Raw genomic sequence first — 21,113 nt, forward strand, 5'->3', positions numbered from 1 at the left:
GGGCTCAGTGGCCGTGGGCGAGGAGCAGCGCAACGGCGACCACGGCGACCAGCCCGAGCAGCAGTGCCGATGCAACGAGACGCTGCAACGCGGTCAAGCCCGTGCGCGCGCTGGCGAGAAGCACGACGCCCACCAGCACGGCGGCGTCGGCGATGATCCCGATGATCAGCGCCGTATCGAGGTCGATGAGGTCGAACAGGGCGACAACGAGCGCGAGCAGGGGGAGAGACGCGGTTCCGAGGGCGACCGTGGCCGTCCGCGCCATCACGGCCAGCTCCCGTCCGCTCGGGAACTGACGATGACCGATCTGATGCGCGATGACCTCGGCGACGAAGCCGGCGGCAGCGATCGCGAAGATGCCGACCGCGAGCGCGAAGATCGACTCACCGACCGTGACGTGCTCGGCGGTGAAGAGCCCCGCGAGGATCGCGAGTCCGGTCACCGTCGCGTAGATGCGTTCTTTCAGCGCTCCGATGCGTTCGTCGAGTCCTGCCGACTCGTGCGTGACATTGCCCATGATCGCCTCCTGCGCCAGGCTACAAGCGTGGAGTGCTCATGACTGCCGGCGATGAAGGTCCGGCTCTTCTCGTGGTCGCCGACGCCGTCGCCTGGCGGGCCTGGCTCGATTCGCACGAATCCGACTCCGACGGTGTGAGGTTGGTGCTCGCGAAGAAGAACGTCACCGAGCCGACATCGCTCACCTACGCCCAAGCACTCGATGAGGCGCTGTGCAGCGGCTGGATCGACGGTCGGCGGAACTCGCGGGACGAGACCACGTTCGTGCAGCTGTTCACGCCACGACGAGCGCGCTCGATCTGGTCACAGCGCAACGTGGGGATCATCGAACGGCTGACGGGCGAAGGCCGCATGCGCGAGAGGGGCTGGATCGAAGTCGAGCGTGCGCGCGCGGACGGGCGCTGGGAACGGGCCTATGCCGGACAAGCGGGAGCTGCGGTCCCGGCCGATCTCGAGGCAGCGTTCTCGGCCTCACCCGCGGCAGCCCGCCGATTCGCAGCTCTGCGTGCCGCCGAGCGGTACTCCGTCCTGCACCCGGTGCTCAGCGCTCCCTCGGAGGCCGCACGGGCAGCGCGTATCCGCCGCGTCGTGGCGCGTCTCGAGGGCGATGACGAGGTCTCGTCGTCTCCGTGAGGAGGGTGACGGTGCGGGCCGTCGCCCGCGGTCACACGGGCGGGGCGCGCGCGGCTGGTGTCCTAGACTGGCGGCACCGTCGCGGCCCCGTCTGCCTGACGGTCAGCGTCTCTCCCGATTGGTGTTCCCGTGTCCGCGTCCGACGTCCGCCCCGCCGTGCCGGAATGGCTGCTCCCTCCCGCTGACGTCAACGCGCTGGTCGAAGCCGTCTGGCCGCCCCGCGCCGAGCGCGACGACGACGGCGCGGTGTCGATCGGCGGCATCGCGGCCACCGACCTGGCCGCGCAGTTCGGCACGCCCCTGTACGTCCTCGACCAGGATGCCGTCGTGGCACAGGCGCGACGGGTTCGCGAGGCGTTCGACGGCGCCGCGGCGCGCCACGGCACGACGGCGCGCGTGTACTACGCCTCGAAAGCGTTCTTGAGCACGGAGATCGTGCGCTGGGTGACGGCGGAAGGTCTCGCGATCGACGTCGCAACCGGCGGCGAGCTCGCGGTCGCCCTGGCTGCGGGGGCGGATCCGGCTCGCATCGGGTTGCACGGCAACAACAAGTCGCCGCTCGAGCTGGCGCGCGCCGTCGAGCTGGGGGTGGGGTCCGTCATCGTCGACAGTCTCATCGAGATCGACCGACTCGCCGAGATCGCGGCTGCGCGCGGGGCCGTTCAGCCCGTGCTCGTGCGGGTGAACAGCGGCGTGCACGCCGAGACCCATGACTTCCTGGCCACCGCCCACGAGGACCAGAAGTTCGGATTCGCGCTGACGGATGCCGAAGCCGTGGTCGCTCGGGTCCGCGAGCTGCCGTCACTGCGTTTCGTCGGGCTGCACTGCCACATCGGCTCCCAGATCTTCGGCACCGCGGGCTTCGCCGAGTCGGCGTCGCGGCTCGTCGCCGTCCACGCGCGCCTGCTCGACGACGGCGACGTGCCGGTGCTCAACCTCGGGGGCGGTTTCGGCATCGCTTACACGAGTGTCGACGACCCGACCCCGATCGAGGAGCTGGCCGACGGCATCGTCGCCGCTGTCGCGCGCGAGTGCGCCGCGCACGGCGTCCCGGTCCCGACCCTGGCCTTCGAGCCCGGTCGGGCCATCGTCGGCCGCGCCGGCGTCACCCTGTACGAGATCGGTACCACCAAGCCCGTCCGCGTCAGCGACGAGCTCGAGCGCCTCTACGTGAGTGTCGACGGGGGCATGAGCGACAACGCCCGCCCAGCCCTCTACGGCGCGGCCTATTCGGCGCGGGTGGCCAACCGTCGCAGCGACGCTCCCGCCGCGCTCGCCCGCGTCGTCGGGCGACACTGCGAATCAGGTGACGTCGTCGTCGACGCCGAGTACCTGCCGGCCGACGTCGCGCCGGGCGACCTGCTGGCCGTTGCCGCGACGGGCGCCTACTGCTTCTCGCTCGCCAGCAACTACAACTACGTCCCGCGTCCGCCCGTCGTCGCCGTCTCGAACGGCCTGGCCCGGGTGATCGTTCGCGGAGAGACGATCGACGACCTGCTCGCCCGTGATGCAGGCATCCCCACAGAAGGAGCCGAATGACGGACTACCGCCGCCTGCGTGTGGCCCTGCTCGGAGCCGGCGCCGTCGGCTCGCAGGTCGCCGCCCTGTTGCTCAAGCACGGAGACGAACTGGCCGATCGGGCCGGCGCCGCCCTCGACCTCGTCGGCATCTCGGTGCGCGACATCGATGCGCCGCGTGACGTCGAGCTTCCGCGCGAGCTGCTGACGACCGACCCCGAGCCGCTCCTCGTCGGCTCCGACATCGTCATCGAGCTCATGGGCGGGATCGAGCCGGCCCGGACGAGCATCCTGAAGGCGATCGGTGCCGGTGCCGACATCGTGACAGCGAACAAGGCGTTGCTGGCGACGCACGGCCCCGAGCTGTTCGAGGCGGCCGACCAGGTCGGTGCCTCGATCTATTACGAGGCCGCCGCCGCCGGCGCCATCCCGATCATCCGCCCGTTGCGCGACTCGCTCGCCGGCGACCGGGTGCAGCGCATCATGGGCATCGTCAACGGCACGACGAACTACATCCTCGACCGCATGGACCGCGAGGGGTCCGACTTCGCCGACGTGCTGGCCGACGCGCAGGCGCTCGGCTACGCCGAGGCCGACCCGACAGCCGACATCGAGGGATACGACGCGGCGCAGAAGGCAGCGATCCTCGCCTCTCTCGCGTTCCACACCGCCGTGCCGCTGAACGCCGTCCACCGCGAGGGCATCACGCAGATCGACGCCGACATGATGGATGCCGCCCGCAAGGCCGGCTTCGTCATCAAGCTCCTCGCCGTGTGCGAGCGTCTCGCCGACGCCGAGGTGTCGCCCTCCGGCGAGACGATCTCGGTGCGCGTGTACCCCGCCCTCGTTCCTCGCGAGCATCCGCTCGCGAGCGTGCACGGAGCGAACAACGCCGTCTTCGTCCAGGCGGAGGCTGCGGGCGACCTCATGTTCTACGGTGCGGGCGCGGGCGGTGTGCAGACCGCCTCGGCCGTCCTGGGCGATGTCGTCTCGGCGGCCCGCCGCCACATCGCCGGCGGCGTCGGGGTGGGCGAGTCGACGCGCGCGAATCTGCCGGTCGTCCCGATCGGCCATGTGACGACGCGGTATCAGATCACCCTTGAGGTCGACGACCGCTCCGGCGTCCTCGCCGCGGTGGCGGGGCTGCTCAGCGACGGCAACGTCTCGGTGGCGACGCTCGAGCAGACGATCGTCGCCGACGGCGACGTCCAGACCGCCCGCCTGGTCATCGGCACCCACACCGCGCGCGAGCAGGACCTCAGCGACGCGGTCGCGTCGCTCGGCGAGAGCGGCGTCGTCAAGCGCGTCGTCTCGGTGCTGCGGGTGGAGGGGGACTGACATGGCACACGTGTGGCAGGGAGTGCTCCGCGAGTTCGCCGACCGCCTCGACGTCACCGACTCCTCGACGGTGGTCACCCTGGGCGAGGGCGGTACGCCGCTCGTCCCCGCTCGCGAGCTCTCGCACCGCACGGGCGCTGACGTCTGGGTGAAGTTCGAAGGAATGAACCCGACGGGTTCGTTCAAGGACCGCGGCATGACGGTCGCTCTCTCGCGTGCCGTCGAGCACGGCGCGAAGGCCGTCATCTGCGCCTCGACGGGCAACACGTCGGCGTCCGCGGCGGCCTACGCCGCGCACGCCGGCATCACCGCCGCCGTTCTCGTCCCCGAAGGCAAGATCGCGATGGGCAAGCTGAGCCAGGCCGTCGCCCACGGCGGTCGCCTCATCCAGATCCGGGGCAACTTCGACGACTGCCTCGAGATCGCGCGGGAACTGGCCGACCACTATCCGGTGCACCTGGTCAACTCGGTCAATCCCGATCGCATCGACGGTCAGAAGACCGCGGCGTACGAGATCGTCTCGCAGCTGGGCGACGCCCCGCACTTCCACTTCGTTCCCGTCGGCAACGCCGGCAACTACACGGCGCACGCACGCGGGTACCGCGAGGAAGCGGCCCGTGGGGCTGCGACGCGGGTCCCGCGGATGTTCGGCTTCCAGGCCGCCGGGTCGGCGCCGCTGGTCCGCGGTGAGGTCGTGAAGGATCCCGACACGATCGCGACGGCGATCCGCATCGGCAACCCGGCGTCGTGGCACCTCGCTCTCGAGGCGCGCGACGCGACCCGGGGCTGGTTCGGTGCCATCGACGACGACCGTATCCTCGCGGCGCAGAAGCTCCTCGCGAGCACGGCGGGCGTGTTCGTCGAGCCGGCATCCGCGATCACCGTCGCCGGTCTGCTCGATCGCGCCGAGGCGGGCGTCATCCCCGCGGGCTCGAGAGTCGTCCTGACCGTCACCGGTCACGGGCTCAAGGACCCGCAGTGGGCCCTCCGCAACGCGGACGGCACACAGGCAGAACCGGTCGTCGTCGACGCTTCGACCGCCGAGGTGGCATCCGTGCTCGACCTCGCGCCGGAGGCGACGGCATGACCCGCTCGGTCCAGGTGCGCGTCCCCGCGACCAGCGCCAATCTCGGTCCCGGCTTCGACACCCTGGGGCTCGCGCTCAGCGTCTACGACGAGCTGATCGTCACCGAGCTGCCCGGCCCCGGCCTCGAGATCACCGTCTCGGGCGAGGGGGCCGCCGACGTCCCGACCGACGCGTCGCACCTCGTGGTGCGGGCGATGGCCTACGCCTACGAGGCGTTCGGGCGGACCATGCCCGGCGTGCGTCTCGAGGCGGTCAACGCGATTCCGCACGGGCGCGGGATGGGATCGTCGGGCGCCGCGGTCGTGTCCGGATTGCTGGCGGCGAAGGGGCTCCTCGCGGGCGACGTGGAGATCGGCGCCGACGCGCTGCTCCGACTCGCCACCGAGCTCGAGGGCCACCCCGACAACGTCGCGCCCGCTCTGTTCGGCGGCCTCACCATCGCGTGGGTCGACGAGCACGGGCCGCAGCACAAGAAGCTGCTCGTCCACCGCGGTGTCGCGCCGCTGGTGTTCGTACCCGACTTCACGATGTCGACGTCGGTCGCGCGCGGGTTCGACCCGTTGCAGGTCACGCGCGAGGACGCGATCTTCAATCTCTCGCGGTCGGCGCTGCTGGTCGCGGCCCTCACGCAGAGCCCCGACCTGCTGCTGGCCGCCACCGAAGACAAACTCCATCAGTCGTACCGCGCCCAGGCGATGGTCGAGACCGACAAACTCGTCCGTGCCCTGCGTGCCGAAGGCTTCGCGGCGGTCGTGTCGGGCGCCGGCCCCAGCGTGCTCGTGCTCGCAGACGGTCCGGGCCAGCGTCTGGCAGCCGTCGAGGTCGCCGCGCGTACCACAGACACCCCGTGGGATGCACGGATGCTGGCGGTCGATGTACGCGGTGGTATGGTGAGGGACCATACGGAGGGTTCCACACCCTTGTGATCTGAGCCTCCGTCGCAATTCTGCGAATCACCGCGAACACCCCTGATCCATACCCCGTGCCGTCGGCCGGACGCGTGTGGCAGGTGGATGGCGCCCGCCGTGGACGGCGCTGGACGCGGTTCTGTCATATCCACCGTTTAAGAGGAGCACTCGTGGAGTCCAACTCCGAGAACCTGACGATCGACGAGACTGTCGACGCACCGAACGAAGAGACGCCTGCGCAGCCGGATGCCGTCGTCGAGACCCCCGCCGAGGACGTGCCCGCCGAGGAGGCCTCGCCCGAGGTCGCCCCCGCTGCGGAGGAGGCTGCCGCGCCTGCCGTCGTGGCCGAGCCCGAGGAGAAGCCCGCGAAGGCTCCGCGCAAGCGTGCGCCCCGCCGGGCCAAGAGCACGGATGTCGCGCCCGCCGCCACCGACGAGACCCCGGCTGTCGCCGAGGCTCCTGCCGAGACGCCGGTCACCGATGCGCCGACGAGCACGGATGCGGGCGCCGAGCCTGCTGCTGAGGCGGTTTCGGCCGACGTCGCGGCTGCTGCTGACGAGAGCGCACCCGCTGCCGCTGACGCGGCTGTTGATGAGCCCGCCGATGCCGAGCCCGCCGAGGCACCGAAGAAGCCGGCCCGCGGCCGTGGGCGCGGCCGCAACGCGAAGAAGGATGCCGAGGCCGAGGCCACCCCGAGCCCCGACGCCGCGGCCGAGCCCGGCGACGCTCCGGCGGCCGACAGCGCCGCCGAGACTCCGGCAGAGCAGGCGCCGGAGACGGACGCCTCGTCCGACGAGTCGTCGAAGTCCGACTCCGGTGAGGGCGACGGCGAGTCGTCCGGTCGCTCGCGGAGCCGTTCACGCAACCGCAACCGCAACCGCAACAAGGACAACGCCCAGGGCAACCCGGGCCAGGCCGGCCAGAACCAGGGCGGCAACCAGAACCAGGGCGGCAACCAGAACCAGGCCGGCAATAACGGCCCCGACGACGATGACGCCTCGGGCCAGAACGGCCGTGGCCGCCAGCGCAACAAGCGCCGCGGTCAGGGCGGCGGTGGCGACGAGTTCGAGACCGAGATCAACGAGGACGACATCCTCATCCCGATCGCCGGTGTGCTCGATGTCCTCGACAACTACGCGTTCGTCCGCACGACCGGCTACCTGCCGGGTACTCAGGACGTCTACGTCTCGCTCGGACAGGTCAAGAAGTACAACCTGCGCAAGGGCGACGCCGTCGTCGGCGCGATCAAGCAGCCGCGTGAGGGCGAGCAGTCGAGCCGCCAGAAGTACAACGCGCTCGTCAAGGTCGACTCCATCAACGGCCTGTCGGTCGAGGACGCCGCCGACCGCGTCGAGTTCGGCAAGCTCACGCCGCTGTACCCGCAGGAGCGTCTGCGCCTCGAGACCGGCCCCGAGAAGCTGACCCAGCGGATCATCGATCTCGTGGCTCCGATCGGAAAGGGACAGCGCGGTCTCATCGTCGCGCCGCCCAAGGCCGGCAAGACGATCGTGCTGCAGCAGATCGCGGGCGCGATCGCGCAGAACAACCCCGAGGTCCACCTCATGGTCGTGCTCGTCGACGAGCGGCCCGAAGAGGTCACCGACATGCAGCGCACCGTCAAGGGCGAGGTCATCGCCTCGACCTTCGACCGTCCCGCAGAGGACCACACGACGGTCGCCGAGCTCGCGATCGAGCGTGCCAAGCGTCTGGTCGAGCTCGGCCGCGACGTCGTCGTGCTGCTCGACTCGATCACGCGCCTCGGCCGCGCGTACAACCTGTCGGCCCCGACGTCGGGCCGTGTCCTCACCGGTGGCGTCGACGCGTCGGCGCTGTACCCGCCGAAGCGCTTCTTCGGTGCGGCACGCAACATCGAGAACGGCGGCTCGCTGACGATCCTCGCCACGGCGCTGGTCGAGACCGGTTCCAAGATGGACGAGGTCATCTTCGAGGAGTTCAAGGGCACGGGCAACAGCGAGCTGCGCCTGTCGCGTCAGCTGGCCGACAAGCGCATCTTCCCCGCCGTCGATGTCAACGCTTCCTCGACGCGTCGTGAAGAGATGCTGCTCTCCTCCGACGAGGTCAAGATCACGTGGAAGCTGCGTCGCGCCCTCGCCGGCCTCGACCAGCAGCACGCGCTCGGCGTCATCCTCGACAAGCTCAAGGAGACGCAGTCCAACGTCGAGTTCCTCGTTCAGATGCAGAAGTCGATCCCGGCGCCGACCACGCACTCCGGCGGGCACGACAACAGCATCCGCTGATCGTGTTCGAGTCGGTCCGAGGGCTGCTCGACGAGCACCGCGCGGTTCAGGAGGAGCTCTCCGACCCCGCGGTGCACGCCGACGCCGCGCGCGCCAAGCGCGTGAACCGGCGCTACGCCGAACTGTCGCGGATCGTCGCGGCCCACGATGCGTGGGTCGCGGCATCCGACGACCTCGCTGCGGCGCGTGAACTCGCCCGCGAGGACGACGCGTTCGCGGCGGAGGTCCCGGCTCTCGAGGAGGGGCTGCGTGAGGCGCAGGAGCGGCTCCGGCGCCTGCTCATCCCGCGTGACCCCGACGACGCCCGCGACGTCATCATGGAGATCAAGCAGGGTGAGGGGGGAGCGGAGTCCGCTCTCTTCGCCGCCGATCTGCTGCGGATGTACATGCAGTACGCCGCGTCGCGCGGGTGGAAGACCGAGCTGCTCGAACGCAACGAGTCCGACCTCGGCGGCTACAAAGACGTGCAGGTCGCGATCAAGGGATCGTCGACCGACCCTTCACAGGGCGTGTGGGCGCACCTCAAGTACGAGGGCGGGGTGCACCGCGTGCAGCGCGTGCCCGCGACCGAGTCGCAGGGCCGCATCCACACCTCCACGACGGGCGTGCTCGTGTTCCCCGAGGTCGACGAGCCCGAAGAGATCACGATCGATCCGAACGACCTGAAGATCGACGTCTTCCGTTCGTCCGGGCCGGGTGGACAGTCGGTCAACACGACCGACTCCGCCGTGCGGATCACGCATGTGCCGACGGGCATCGTCGTCTCGATGCAGAACGAGAAGAGCCAGCTGCAGAACCGTGAGGCCGGCATGCGCGTGCTTCGGGCCCGCCTGCTCGCGAAGCAGCAGGAGGAGCGGGATGCCGCGGCATCCGACGCCCGCCGTTCGCAGATCCGGGGCATGGACCGCTCCGAGCGCATCCGCACGTACAACTTCCCCGAGAACCGCATCGCCGACCATCGGACGGGCTACAAGGCATACAACCTCGACCAGGTGATGGACGGCGCCCTCGCGCCGGTCATCGAGAGCTGTATCGCCGCCGACGAAGAGGCGCGCCTAGCCGCTCTGGCCGACGACTGACCCAGCCCCTTCTCGCTTCGGTCCTTCGACTCGCCAAGATCTGCGGGTCCGGCGGGCCTGGCACCCGCCGTTCCTGGCGAGCCGACGGGGGCGTCGGGGGAGTAGTCAGATGTGGTACTCGGGAGCGGTGAGCACCGCGCGGGTGTCCTCGCCCTCGCGGCGGGCACGCGGCCGGGCGGGGACACCGACCAGCACCGAGTCGGCGGGCGCATCCTTGGTGACCACGGCGTTGGCGCCGACGACGCTGCCGGCGCCGATCGTGATCGGACCCAGGATCTTCGCGCCGGCGCCGACCGCGACCCCGTCTTCGAGAGTGGGATGCCGCTTGCCGGCGTGACGGGTGCGGCCGCCGAGCGTCACGCCGTGGTACAGCATGACGTCGTCGCCGATGACGGCGGTCTCGCCGATCACGACGCCCATGCCGTGGTCGATGAAGAACCGCCGGCCGATCCGCGCTCCCGGGTGGATCTCGATGCCCGTGAGCCAGCGGGTCAGCTGCGACCCGGCGCGCGCGAGGAACCGCGCACGCCGGAGCCACAGCCGGTGCATGATGCGATACGACCAGACCGCGTGCAGCCCCGGGTACAGCAACGCGATCTCCAGGCCGCTGCGAGCCGCGGGGTCGCGGAGCTTCGCGGCGGCCAGATCCTCGCGGATGCGTGCGCGGAGCGTTCCCATCAGTCTTCGCGCAGGTCCTCGAACAGCGGGGTCGACAGGTAGCGCTCTCCGAACGAAGGGATGATCACGACGATATTCTTGCCCTCGGATTCGGGGCGTGCCGCCACCTGGAGTGCGGCCCAGACGGCCGCTCCCGACGAGATCCCGACGAGGATGCCCTCCTTCTGCGCCACCTCGCGCGCGACGCGGATCGCGTCGTCGAACGTGACGTCCTGCACCTCGTCGATGACGCCCTGATCGAGGATCGGCGGAATGAAGTTCGGCCCGATGCCCTGGATCTTGTGGGGTCCGGGCTTGCCCTCGGTCAGCAGGGGGGAGTCCTTCGGCTCGACCGCGACGACCTTCACATCGGCGACGCGTTCCTTCAGCACCTGACCGACCCCCGTGATCGTGCCGCCCGTGCCGATGCCGGCGACGAAGTAGCCGACCTGGCCATCGGTGTCGCGGAGGATCTCCTCGGCGGTCGTGCGACGGTGGATGTCGGGGTTGGCTTCGTTGGCGAACTGCTTCGCCAGAACGGCGCCGGGAGTCTCGGCGGCGATCTTCTCCGCCTCGGACACGGCGCCCTTCATGCCCAGCGAGGGGTCGGTCAGCACGAGCTCGGCGCCGTATGCCTTGAGCAGCAGGCGGCGCTCCATCGACATCGACGAGGGCATGGTGAGGATGACGCGGTATCCGCGCGCAGCACCGACCATCGCCAGAGCGATCCCGGTGTTGCCGCTGGTGCCTTCGACGATCGTGCCGCCGGGCTGGAGGGCGCCGGCCTTCTCGGCGGCGTCGACGATGGCGATGCCGAGACGGTCCTTCACGGACGACGCGGGGTTGTAGAACTCGAGCTTGGCGAGCACGGTGCCCGGCAGACCCTCGCTGACGCGGTTCAATCGCACGAGAGGCGTGTTGCCGTACGCGGTGGTGATGTCGGGGTGGATGCCGTGGGTGACCGGGTCGGACATGTCTGCCTTTCAGGTTTTCGAGCGGATGCCGCGTCGCGGCGGGATCGTCGCCCCAGCCTATTGTCGTGCTCCGATGAGGGAGCCGAATGTGACGAATCCGCGAGCGTGATTAGGCTTGTCGGCGCCATGAGCACCGCGTCCCTCCCTGCACCGACCCTGACCGAGGTCCTGCGTGCCGCGACCGCCGAGCTCGAGACCGCCTTCGTGCCGACTCCACAGGTCGATGCCGAGCTCCTCGCCGCGCACGTGCTGGGCATCGGGCGCGGCGAGCTGTCGGCCGCGGTCTTCCGCGGCGATGCGATCGGCTCCGAGGATGCCGCGCGACTGGCCGAACTGGTCGCGCGTCGCGCGGCCCGCGAGCCCCTGCAGCATCTCACCGGGGTCGCGCCCTTCCGTCACCTCGAACTCCGCGTCGGTCCCGGTGTCTTCGTGCCGCGTCCCGAGACGGAGTCGGTCGCCCAGATCGCGATCGACCTGCTGCGCGCGGCCGCCGGCCCCGAGCCCGTCGCGGTCGACCTCGGCACGGGCTCGGGAGCGATCGCCCTGGCGCTGGCGACGGAGGTGCCGCACGCGCGGGTGCACGCGGCGGAGAACTCGGTCGACGCCTTCATCTGGACGAAGGAGAACTTCGCCCTCGTGGGTGCGCCGAACGCGCGCCTCGCCTTCATCGACCTCGAGCACGCGTTCCCGGAACTCGACGGCACCGTGTCAGTGCTCGTCTCCAACCCGCCCTACGTGCCCGATGACGCCATTCCACGTGACCCCGAGGTGCGACTGTGGGACCCGCCGGCGGCGCTGTACGGCGGCGCCGACGGGCTGGACGTCGTCCGCACCCTCTCACGCGTCGGGCTCCGCCTGGTGCACCCGGGGGGCAGCATCGTCATCGAGCACGGCGAGCTGCAGGGGGCCGCCATCCGCGGCATCCTCGCCGCCGACGGATGGTCTGCGACCGCCACGCATCCCGACCTCACGATGCGCGACCGCACCACGACGGCCGTCCGCTCCTGAGAGCGGACGGCCTCCGCCGTACACTGGAGCGGTCATGTCTCCCGTTTTCGACTGCCGCGACGAGACCCAGGTCCTCCCCGGCATGCGCCAGGCGCGCCAGGCCATCGGTCGCGGCGATCTCATCGTCCTGCCCACCGACACCGTCTACGGTGTCGCCGCCGACGCCTTCAGCGCCGCGGCCGTCACCAAGCTGCTCGCCGCGAAGGGGCGGGGTCGCCAGTCGCCGCCCCCGGTGCTGGTCGCCGGCATCGCGACGATGCGCGCGCTCGTGGCCGAGGTGCCCGAGCCCGTCGAGCGGCTCGTCGAAGCGTTCTGGCCGGGAGGTCTGACGATCGTCCTGCCCGCGCAACCTTCACTGTCGTGGGACCTGGGCGAGACCCGGGGAACCGTCGCGGTGCGCATGCCCGCCGACAGGTTCGCCCTCGAGCTCTTGGAGGAGTGCGGGCCCCTGGCGGTCTCGAGCGCCAATCTCACGAAGATGAACGCTGCCGTCACGATCGACGACGCGATACGGATGCTGGGCGACAGTGTCTCGGTCTACCTCGACGGCGGCCCTGCCGCGACCGGTGTGGCCTCGACGATCGTCGACGCGACGACCTTGGTGGGCTCAGACCCGGCCCCGGTGCGCGTACTCCGCGAGGGTGCCGTCAGCCGCGAGGCACTGCGCGACGTGCTCGGCGACCTGCTCGAACCCGACCCCGAGCCCGAGCACGCCGAGGCGGCGAACCGCACCCCCATGGAGCCCGGCTCCGGGGGCGGCACCGGCGAGACCGCCGGCGGCAGCGTCGCGTGAGGCTCTACCTGGCCACCTTCGTGGTCACGGCCCTCGTCACCTTCGGGTTGACGTGGCTCGTCCTCAAGGTGAGTCTGCGGTACAAGCTCTACCCCGAGATCCGCGACCGCGACGTCCACCGGACGCCGACGCCGAGACTCGGCGGCGTCGGGATGTTCCTCGGTGCCACCGCGGTCATCCTGGCCTCGTCGCAGATCCCGTTCTTCGCGATCTTCTGGGCCAAGCCCGAACCGATCTGGGCCATCCTCGCGGCGACCGCGCTCATCGTCGTCGTCGGCGTCGCTGACGATCTGTGGGACCTCGACTGGCTCATCAAGCTCGGTGCGCAGTTCGCCGCCGCGGCCATCGTCGTGGGTTTCGGGGGAGTGCAGATGTACACGATCCCGCTCGGGGGCCAGACGGTGGTCTCGAGCGCCGCGAGCTTCACGATCACGGTGTTCTCGATCGTCGTGGTGATGAACGCCGTCAACTTCATCGACGGCCTCGACGGCCTCGTGGCGGGGGTGGCCCTGATCGCGAACGGCGTGTTCTTCACGTACACCTATCTGCTCGGGCGCGACTTCGGCGCGAGCAGCTACGCGAACCTGGCATCCTTCCTGGCCGTCGTCCTCCTCGGGGTCTGCGCCGGCTTCCTGCCGCTGAACTGGAACCCCGCGAAGCTGTTCATGGGCGACTCGGGAGCCCTCATGATCGGGCTGCTCATGAGCTGCTCGGCGATCCTCGTGACCGGCACCCTCGTCCCGGCCACGGGAGACAACGACGTGTTCGGCCGCTCGCAGCTGCTGGGTGCGTTCATCCCGATCCTGCTGCCGGTCGTCGTCGTCCTCCTGCCGCTGCTCGACTTCGGCATGGCGGTGATCCGCCGCATGTCCCGCGGTAAGTCGCCGTTCTCGCCCGACCGCAAGCACCTGCACCACCGCATGCTCGACATGGGCCACAGCGATCGCGACGCCGTCCTCGTCTTCTATGCCTGGACGACGGTCGTGAGCCTCTCGGTGCTGCTGATGTACATCGGCACGACCGCGGCCTGGCCCGGCGACTACCTCTTCGGACTCGGCTTCCTCGTGCTCGGCGTCGCCGCGTGCCTCGTCGTGACCTTCATCCCCGCGCGCCCTCAGCGCCCGACCACCCTCGTGAAAGAGCCCTCCTCGTGACTGCGAACACCCCCGATCCCACCGCTCGCCGCCGCATCTCCAGCACACCCGTCCTGCGTGCCGCGCTCACGTGGGGGCTGCTCGTCGGCGTCGTCGTCGCGGCAGTCCTCGCGCTCGTCGGCGGGCTCGTCGCGGGGGCGGACGGCGCCTGGAGCGGCGTGCTGGGCGCGCTGGTCGGCATCGTCTTCCCCGCGTTCACCGCCCTCAGCATCCTGATCGGCAACCATTGGTACGGTCACCCGCAGTGGCTCCAGATCTTCTTCGCCGTCGTGCTGGGCGGCTGGCTGCTGAAGTTCGTCCTCGTGATCGTCGCGCTGCTTCTGCTGTTCCAGGTGGAGTGGCTCGAGCGCGGGATCTTCGCCCTCGCTGTCATCGTCGCGGCGGTCGCGTCGCTGGTGGTCGACCTGATCGTCCTGAGCCGGATGCGGCTCTCCGGTGCATCGGATGTCGAACTTCCGACGTCCGACACGATCCAGGATTAGGTCGAGCCGTAACCTTTGGTAGTGTGGGACTACACTCTGCGGCCGGTGTGCAGTGGCGACACTGAGGCCCCGCTGGAGTCGTTCCCCTTCTAAACCCTCACCGAGCTAGTCCTGGCTGGCCCGAGAAGCTGGAGCCAATACGTTGACTCAAGCGACGACGATTGTCGCAGCGGCGGCATCGGACAACGAGTTCCACCCGCCGTCCATCTCCGACTTCTTCCCGCCGGCTCTGCTGTTCGAAGGCACGCCCTTCGAATTCACCCGGATCAGCATGGTCCAGGTCATCGCGACCGTGGCGCTGGTGATCTTCCTGGTGGTCGGCACGCGCCGCCTCTCAGTGGTCCCCGGCCGGTTCCAGAGCGTGGTCGAGTTCGGCTTCGGCTTCGTCCGCGACCAGGTCGTGTACCAGGTCCTGGGCGAGAAGGACGGCCGCCGCTTCCTCCCGCTGCTGACCGCGATGTTCTTCACGATCCTGTTCATGAACCTGACGGGCGTCATCCCCGGCATGAACATCGCAGGAACCTCGGTGGCCGGTGCGCCGCTGGTGTTCGCGCTCGTGGCGTACGTCATGTTCATCTACGCGGGCATCCGCAAGCACGGGGTCGGACACTTCCTCAAGAACTCGCTCGTCCCCAGCGGCGTGCCGGTCTACCTGCTGCCGATCATCGCGCTCGTCGAGCTCATCTCGACCTTCATCGCGCGCCCGGTGTCGCTGTTCCTGCGACTTCTCCTGAACATGATGGTCGGCCACCTCATGCTCGTGCTGTTCTTCGCGGCGACCCAGTTCTTCCTGCTGGGCCTCAACGCCTTCACGCCGCTCGCGGCGGGCACGCTCGCGATGGGCTTCGCCTTCACCCTCTTCGAGATCTTCGTCTCGATCCTCCAGGCCTACGTCTTCACGATCCTCACCGCGGTCTACATCCAGCTCGCGGTCGCGGAAGAGCACTGACGAGCAGCTGACCGGCTGCTCGCCCTACGAAAGGAAAACACCAGTGGACGCAACGACGGTTCTCGCCCAGGTCACCGGCAACATCGCGACCGTGGGTTACGGCCTCGCGGCCATCGGCCCGGCCATCGGCCTCGGCATCATGATCGGCAAGACCATCGAGTCGACCGCCCGTCAGCCCGAGCTCGCCGGCCGCCTGCAGAGCACCATGTTCATCGGTGTCGCGTTCATCGAGATCCTCGCGCTGATCGGCATCGTCACGCCGTTCATCTTCAACGCGCTCTGATCCCGACGCGACCCACAGATAAGGAGACAGGATGCTGAACGCTCTTGTCACGCTTGCGGCGGAGGAGGGATCCAACCAGGTCCCCATCCTCCCGGCGGTCTACGACATCATCTGGTCGGCTGTCTGCTTCCTCGTCATCATCTTCGTGGTGGTGCGCTACGCGATGCCGCGCCTGAACACGGTGCTCGACGCGCGCAGCGCGGCCATCGAGGGCAACATCGCCAAGGCCGATGAAGCCCAGCGCAAGGCCGAGGCGGCGCTCGAGGAGTACACCGCTCAGCTGGCCGAGGCCCGCAAGGAAGCCGGCGAGATCCGCGACGCCGCTCGCGAGGACGGTCGCAAGATCGTCAGCGAGGCGAAGCAGAACGCTTCGGCCGAGGCCGAACGCCTCACCGCAGCCGCGCACACGCAGATCGAGGCCGAGCGCCAGGCGGCCGCCGTATCGCTGCGCAGCGAGGTCGGCACGCTGGCTCTCGACCTCGCCGGCGGCGTCATCGGCGAGACCCTGTCCGACGACCAGAAGGCTCAGGCTGTCGTCGACCGCTTCCTCAGCGAGCTCGAGGCCTCAGAGAAGGCGTCGAACTGATGGGCAGCGCGACCACTCAGGCACTCGTCGCGACGACGTCGGCCATCGCCGAGACCCCCGGGCTCACGCTCGAGGTGTCCGGTGAGCTGTTCGCCGCCGCGCGGGCTCTGGCGGACTCGCCGCAGCTGAGCGGCGCGCTGACGGACAACGCGGCTTCGTCGCAGATTCGCGACAAGGTCGTCGGCGACGTGTTCGGTCCGGCGTTCGCGCCGCAGACCGTGTCGTTGCTGCGCACGGCCGTCGCGCAGCGCTGGTCCTCTGTCGACGACTTCGTCGACGCCGTCGAGGAGCTGGCGATCCGCGCCGCCGCCGTCGCCGATCAGGGCGATCTCGAGAACGAGCTGTTCGGTGTGCTGCACACCGTGTCGGCGAACCCCGAGCTCGAACTCGCTCTCGGCAGCCGGCTGGGGGAGGCCTCGGCCAAGGGGGCTCTCATCGAGCGCCTTCTCGACGGACGCTTCGGCGCCGGTACGCGCCTCATCGCGTCGTCGATCGTGCAGCGTCCGCGTGAACGTCGCGTGCGTCAGCTGCTCGAGCGAGCCATCCGCATCGTCTCGAACCAGCGTGGTCGCGTGGTCGCGAGCGTCCGCACGGCGACCCCGCTCAACGATCAGCAGCGTGCCCGTCTCGCCGAGACCCTCTCGAACCGATACGGCACCGCCGTCGCGCTCAACCTCGTCGTCGACCCCGGGGTCGTCGGGGGTCTGCGCATCGAGATCGGCGACGACGTGATCGACGCCACCGTCGCCTCCCGCCTCTCCGATCTCCGCCAGCGACTGGCGGGCTGACCCACCTCACCGCCCGCAGGGGCGCACCGGCCGGATGCATCCGGACCCTCAGACTCAGGACCGAAGGAACACCATGGCAGAACTGTCCATCAGCCCGGATGTCATCCGTGACGCGCTGAAAGACTTCGTCGCCGCGTACGAGCCCACCGGGGCCGCCGCGACCGAGGTCGGCACCGTCGTCGACGCGGCCGACGGCATCGCCCACGTCGAGGGTCTGCCCGGCGTCATGGCGAACGAGCTCGTCCGTTTCGAGAACGGAATCGAGGGCCTCGCGCAGAACCTCGACGAGCACGAGATCGGTGTCGTCGTCCTCGGCGACTTCGCCGGGATCCAGGCGGGCCAGAAGGTCACGCGAACCGGCGAGGTGCTCTCGGTCGGTGTCGGCGAGGGTTACCTCGGCCGCGTCGTCGACCCGCTCGGCAACCCGATCGACGGCCTCGGCGAGATCGCCACGACCGGCCGACGCGCCCTCGAGCTGCAGGCGCCCGGCGTCATGCAGCGCAAGTCGGTCCACGAGCCGATGCAGACCGGTATCAAGGCCATCGACGCCATGATCCCCGTCGGCCGCGGTCAGCGTCAGCTGATCATCGGCGACCGCCAGACCGGTAAGACGGCCATCGCGATCGACACGATCATCAACCAGAAGGCCAACTGGGAGTCGGGCGACGTCAACAAGCAGGTTCGCTGCATCTACGTCGCCATCGGCCAGAAGGGCTCGACCATCGCTTCGGTGAAGGGCGCGCTCGAGGACGCCGGTGCCATGGAGTACACGACGATCGTCGCGGCTCCGGCATCCGACCCCGCCGGCTTCAAGTACCTCGCCCCCTACACGGGCTCGGCCATCGGCCAGCACTGGATGTACGAGGGCAAGCACGTCCTGATCATCTTCGACGACCTGTCGAAGCAGGCCGAGGCCTACCGTGCCGTGTCGCTGCTGCTGCGTCGTCCGCCGGGCCGCGAGGCATACCCCGGTGACGTCTTCTACCTGCACTCGCGCCTGCTCGAGCGTTGCGCGAAGCTCTCCGACGAGCTGGGCGCGGGCTCGATGACGGGTCTGCCGATCATCGAGACCAAGGCCAACGACGTCTCGGCCTACATCCCGACCAACGTGATCTCGATCACCGACGGCCAGATCTTCCTGCAGTCCGACCTGTTCAACGCCAACCAGCGTCCCGCGGTCGACGTGGGTATCTCGGTGTCGCGTGTCGGTGGTGACGCTCAGGTGAAGTCGATCAAGAAGGTCTCGGGAACGCTGAAGCTCGAGCTCGCGCAGTACCGCTCGCTCGAGGCGTTCGCGATGTTCGCGTCCGACCTCGACGCCGCGTCGCGCCGTCAGCTGGCGCGTGGTGCGCGTCTGACCGAGCTGCTCAAGCAGCCGCAGTACTCGCCGTACCCGGTCGAGGAGCAGGTCGTCTCGATCTGGGCGGGGACCAACGGCAAGCTCGACACGATCGAGGTCGAGGACGTCCTCACCTTCGAGCGCGAGCTGCTCGACTACCTCAAGCGCAACACGTCGATCCTCGACACGCTGCGCGAGACCAATGTGCTGGGCGACGACACCGTCGCCGAGCTCGAGAAGGTCGTCGACGAGTTCGTGCTCGAGTTCCAGGGCGGAAAGGGCCAGGCCATCAACAGGCCGGGCCACGAGGAGACCGCTGCCGCCGAGGCCGATGACGTGAACCAGGAGCAGATCGTCAAGGGCCGCCGCGGCTGACGCGGAGGACGACACACTATGGGCGCACAACTCCGGGTCTACAAGCAGAAGATCAGTTCTGCTCAGACGACCAAGAAGATCACGAAGGCGATGGAGCTCATCGCGGCTTCGCGCATTCAGAAGGCGATGGGGCGCGTCCGCGCATCCTCTCCCTTCGCGCGGGCCGTGACGCGTGCCGTCTCCGCGGTGGCGACCCACTCCGACGTCGAGCACCCGCTGACGACCGAGCGCGAGACCATCCGTCGCTCGGCGGTCGTCATCTTCGCCTCCGACCGCGGCCTCGCGGGCGCGTTCAACTCGCAGATCCTCCGCGAGGGTCTCGAGCTGGCCGAGCTGCTGCGGTCGCAGGGCAAGGAAGTGGACTACTACCTCATCGGCCGCAAGGCCGTCGGGTACTTCCAGTTCCGTCGGATGCGGGCTGCGGGCGAGTGGACGGGCGACACCGACACACCGCACTTCAGCACCGCTGAGCAGGTCGCCGGGGCCCTCCTCGACGCCTACGCTCAGGGCGGCGAAGACGGCGGAGTCGACGAGATCCACCTCGTGTACAACCGCTTCATCAGCATGATGACGCAGACGCCTGAAGCAGTGCGTCTGCTGCCGCTCGAGGTCGTCGAGGCCGACGCTGCGACAGCGGACCAGGCTCCGGTCTACCCGCTGTACGAGTTCGAGCCCGATCCCGAGACGGTGCTCGATGCGCTGCTTCCGGTCTACGTCCAGAGCCGCGTGTTCAACGCGCTGCTCCAGTCGTCCGCCGCGAAGCACGCCGCGACGCAGAAGGCGATGAAGTCGGCGAGCGACAACGCCGACAAGCTCATCACCGATTACACCCGCCTGCGCAACAACGCTCGCCAGGCCGAGATCACTCAGCAGATCGCCGAGATCGTCGGCGGCGCCGACGCTCTGGCGTCGGGCAAGTAAGACCAACCGAAAGAGACAGACATGACCACCGTCACTGCCGAAGCCACGTCGGTCGTCGGCCGCGTTGCGCGCGTCACCGGCCCCGTCGTCGACATCGAGTTCCCGCACGACTCGATCCCCGACATCTACAACGCGCTCAAGACCACCATCACGATCGATGGCGAGTCGACCGAGATCACCCTCGAGGTCGCTCAGCACCTCGGCGACGACCTCGTCCGCGCGATCTCGCTGAAGCCGACCGACGGCATGGTCCGCGGCCAGGAAGTGCGCGACACCGGCGGCCCCATCACGGTGCCCGTGGGCGACGTCACCAAGGGCAAGGTCTTCAACGTCACGGGCGACGTTCTCAACGCCGCCGAGGGCGAGACCATCGAGGTCACCGAGCGCTGGGGCATCCACCGTCAGGCCCCGAGCTTCGACCAGCTCGAGTCGAAGACCCAGATGTTCGAGACCGGCATCAAGGTCATCGACCTGCTCACCCCCTACGTCCAGGGTGGAAAGATCGGCCTCTTCGGTGGTGCCGGCGTCGGCAAGACCGTCCTCATCCAGGAGATGATCCAGCGCGTCGCGCAGGACCACGGCGGTGTGTCGGTGTTCGCCGGTGTCGGTGAGCGCACCCGTGAGGGCAACGACCTCATCCACGAGATGGAGGAGGCGGGCGTCTTCGACAAGACCGCCCTCGTCTTCGGCCAGATGGACGAGCCGCCGGGAACGCGTCTGCGCGTCGCCCTGTCGGCCCTGACCATGGCCGAGTACTTCCGCGACGTGCAGAAGCAGGACGTGCTGTTGTTCATCGACAACATCTTCCGCTTCACGCAGGCCGGCTCCGAGGTCTCGACGCTGCTCGGCCGTATGCCGTCCGCGGTGGGCTACCAGCCCAACCTGGCCGATGAGATGGGTGTGCTCCAGGAGCGCATCACCTCGACCCGTGGCCACTCGATCACCTCGCTTCAGGCGATCTACGTCCCCGCCGACGACTACACCGACCCGGCTCCGGCGACGACCTTCGCGCACCTCGACGCGACGACCGAGCTCTCGCGCGAGATCGCGTCGAAGGGTCTCTACCCGGCCGTCGACCCGCTGAGCTCGACGAGCCGCATCCTCGACCCGCGCTACATCGGCGAGGACCACTACCGCGTCGCGACCGCCGTGAAGCAGATCCTCCAGAAGAATAAGGAACTGCAGGAGATCATCGCGATCCTCGGTGTCGACGAGCTCTCCGAAGAGGACAAGATCGTCGTGTCGCGCGCGCGCCGCATCCAGCAGTTCCTCTCGCAGAACACCTACATGGCGAAGAAGTTCACCGGTGTCGAGGGCTCCACGGTCCCGATCAAGGAGACGATCGAGTCGTTCGACGCGATCGTCAAGGGTGACTTCGACCACGTGGCCGAGCAGGCCTTCTTCAACGTCGGCGGTATCGGCGACGTCGAAGAGAAGTGGGCGAAGATCCAGAAGGAGAACAGCTGAC

The 21,113-nt window shown here is 69.1% G+C and carries 21 protein-coding genes; 18 read left to right on the top strand and 3 right to left on the bottom strand.

The window, feature by feature from the left end:
• Positions 1-4 precede the first annotated feature (4 nt).
• Positions 5-517 carry a hypothetical protein gene (locus DEU36_RS13255; protein ID WP_120264804.1) on the bottom strand — a complete coding sequence of 171 codons (513 nt, stop codon included), beginning with the start codon at positions 515-517 and terminating at the stop codon, positions 5-7.
• A gap of 38 nt (positions 518-555) precedes the next feature.
• Between DEU36_RS13255 and DEU36_RS13260 the strand changes: the two genes are divergently transcribed.
• The 7 genes from DEU36_RS13260 to prfA all read left to right on the top strand — a co-directional run bounded on the left by DEU36_RS13260 (position 556) and on the right by prfA (position 9,336).
• Positions 556-1,149 carry a YdeI family protein gene (locus DEU36_RS13260; protein WP_120265170.1) on the top strand — a complete coding sequence of 198 codons (594 nt, stop codon included), beginning with the start codon at positions 556-558 and terminating at the stop codon, positions 1,147-1,149.
• Positions 1,150-1,278: 129 nt separating this feature from the next.
• The gene (gene lysA, locus DEU36_RS13265) at positions 1,279-2,688 is read left to right on the top strand and encodes a diaminopimelate decarboxylase (protein ID WP_120264805.1); all 1,410 of its coding nucleotides are present in this window, start codon (positions 1,279-1,281) and stop codon (positions 2,686-2,688) included.
• Positions 2,685-4,004 (top strand): homoserine dehydrogenase, encoded by a 1,320-nt coding sequence (locus tag DEU36_RS13270; RefSeq protein ID WP_120264806.1) that lies wholly within the window; start codon positions 2,685-2,687, stop codon positions 4,002-4,004. The genes lysA and DEU36_RS13270 overlap by 4 nt, the downstream gene beginning before the upstream one ends.
• Before the next feature lies 1 nt (position 4,005).
• Positions 4,006-5,091 carry a threonine synthase gene (gene thrC / locus DEU36_RS13275; RefSeq protein ID WP_120264807.1) on the top strand — a complete coding sequence of 362 codons (1,086 nt, stop codon included), beginning with the start codon at positions 4,006-4,008 and terminating at the stop codon, positions 5,089-5,091.
• A complete protein-coding gene (gene thrB / locus DEU36_RS13280) occupies positions 5,088-6,017 on the top strand; it encodes a homoserine kinase (protein WP_120264808.1) in 930 nt (309 codons plus the stop codon). The genes thrC and thrB overlap by 4 nt, the downstream gene beginning before the upstream one ends.
• A 152-nt stretch (positions 6,018-6,169) precedes the next feature.
• Entirely contained in the window at positions 6,170-8,257 is a 2,088-nt protein-coding gene (rho, locus tag DEU36_RS13285; RefSeq protein WP_120264809.1) for a transcription termination factor Rho, read from the top strand.
• A gap of 2 nt (positions 8,258-8,259) precedes the next feature.
• Entirely contained in the window at positions 8,260-9,336 is a 1,077-nt protein-coding gene (gene prfA / locus DEU36_RS13290) for a peptide chain release factor 1 (protein WP_120264810.1), read from the top strand.
• Positions 9,337-9,441: 105 nt separating this feature from the next.
• On the opposite strand, the gene epsC is transcribed toward prfA, so the two are convergent.
• A complete protein-coding gene (gene epsC / locus DEU36_RS13295; protein WP_120264811.1) occupies positions 9,442-10,014 on the bottom strand; it encodes a serine O-acetyltransferase EpsC in 573 nt (190 codons plus the stop codon).
• A complete protein-coding gene (gene cysK / locus DEU36_RS13300; protein ID WP_120264812.1) occupies positions 10,014-10,967 on the bottom strand; it encodes a cysteine synthase A in 954 nt (317 codons plus the stop codon). Before cysK ends, epsC begins: the two co-directional genes overlap by 1 nt.
• 126 nt (positions 10,968-11,093) lie before the next feature.
• Here cysK and prmC point away from each other — a divergent pair, with 126 nt between their 5' ends.
• The 11 genes from prmC (at position 11,094) to atpD (ending at position 21,112) form a co-directional block, all read left to right on the top strand.
• A complete protein-coding gene (gene prmC, locus DEU36_RS13305; RefSeq protein ID WP_120264813.1) occupies positions 11,094-11,975 on the top strand; it encodes a peptide chain release factor N(5)-glutamine methyltransferase in 882 nt (293 codons plus the stop codon).
• Between the two features lie 34 nt (positions 11,976-12,009).
• On the top strand, positions 12,010-12,768 hold the full coding sequence (locus tag DEU36_RS13310; RefSeq protein ID WP_120264814.1) for an L-threonylcarbamoyladenylate synthase: 759 nt from the start codon (positions 12,010-12,012) through the stop codon (positions 12,766-12,768).
• Positions 12,765-13,922, top strand: coding sequence for an MraY family glycosyltransferase (locus tag DEU36_RS13315; protein ID WP_120264815.1), 1,158 nt, complete (start codon positions 12,765-12,767; stop codon positions 13,920-13,922). The genes DEU36_RS13310 and DEU36_RS13315 overlap by 4 nt, the downstream gene beginning before the upstream one ends.
• On the top strand, positions 13,919-14,404 hold the full coding sequence (locus tag DEU36_RS13320; protein ID WP_120264816.1) for a hypothetical protein: 486 nt from the start codon (positions 13,919-13,921) through the stop codon (positions 14,402-14,404). The genes DEU36_RS13315 and DEU36_RS13320 overlap by 4 nt, the downstream gene beginning before the upstream one ends.
• 142 nt (positions 14,405-14,546) lie before the next feature.
• Positions 14,547-15,353: a F0F1 ATP synthase subunit A gene (atpB, locus tag DEU36_RS13325; RefSeq protein WP_259455379.1), complete on the top strand. Its 807-nt coding sequence runs from the start codon at positions 14,547-14,549 to the stop codon at positions 15,351-15,353.
• A 43-nt stretch (positions 15,354-15,396) separates the two neighbouring features.
• Entirely contained in the window at positions 15,397-15,636 is a 240-nt protein-coding gene (gene atpE, locus DEU36_RS13330; protein ID WP_023955203.1) for an ATP synthase F0 subunit C, read from the top strand.
• Positions 15,637-15,667: 31 nt separating this feature from the next.
• The gene (locus DEU36_RS13335; RefSeq protein WP_120264817.1) at positions 15,668-16,222 is read left to right on the top strand and encodes a F0F1 ATP synthase subunit B; all 555 of its coding nucleotides are present in this window, start codon (positions 15,668-15,670) and stop codon (positions 16,220-16,222) included.
• Positions 16,222-17,010 carry a F0F1 ATP synthase subunit delta gene (locus DEU36_RS13340; RefSeq protein WP_120264818.1) on the top strand — a complete coding sequence of 263 codons (789 nt, stop codon included), beginning with the start codon at positions 16,222-16,224 and terminating at the stop codon, positions 17,008-17,010. Before DEU36_RS13335 ends, DEU36_RS13340 begins: the two co-directional genes overlap by 1 nt.
• 73 nt (positions 17,011-17,083) lie before the next feature.
• A complete protein-coding gene (atpA, locus tag DEU36_RS13345; protein WP_120264819.1) occupies positions 17,084-18,724 on the top strand; it encodes a F0F1 ATP synthase subunit alpha in 1,641 nt (546 codons plus the stop codon).
• An 18-nt stretch (positions 18,725-18,742) separates the two neighbouring features.
• Positions 18,743-19,645: a F0F1 ATP synthase subunit gamma gene (locus DEU36_RS13350; protein WP_120264820.1), complete on the top strand. Its 903-nt coding sequence runs from the start codon at positions 18,743-18,745 to the stop codon at positions 19,643-19,645.
• Between the two features lie 21 nt (positions 19,646-19,666).
• On the top strand, positions 19,667-21,112 hold the full coding sequence (gene atpD / locus DEU36_RS13355) for a F0F1 ATP synthase subunit beta (protein ID WP_094260016.1): 1,446 nt from the start codon (positions 19,667-19,669) through the stop codon (positions 21,110-21,112).
• Position 21,113 lies beyond the last annotated feature (1 nt).

This window comes from Microbacterium sp. AG238, assembly GCF_003610405.1.
Lineage (GTDB): Bacteria > Actinomycetota > Actinomycetes > Actinomycetales > Microbacteriaceae > Microbacterium.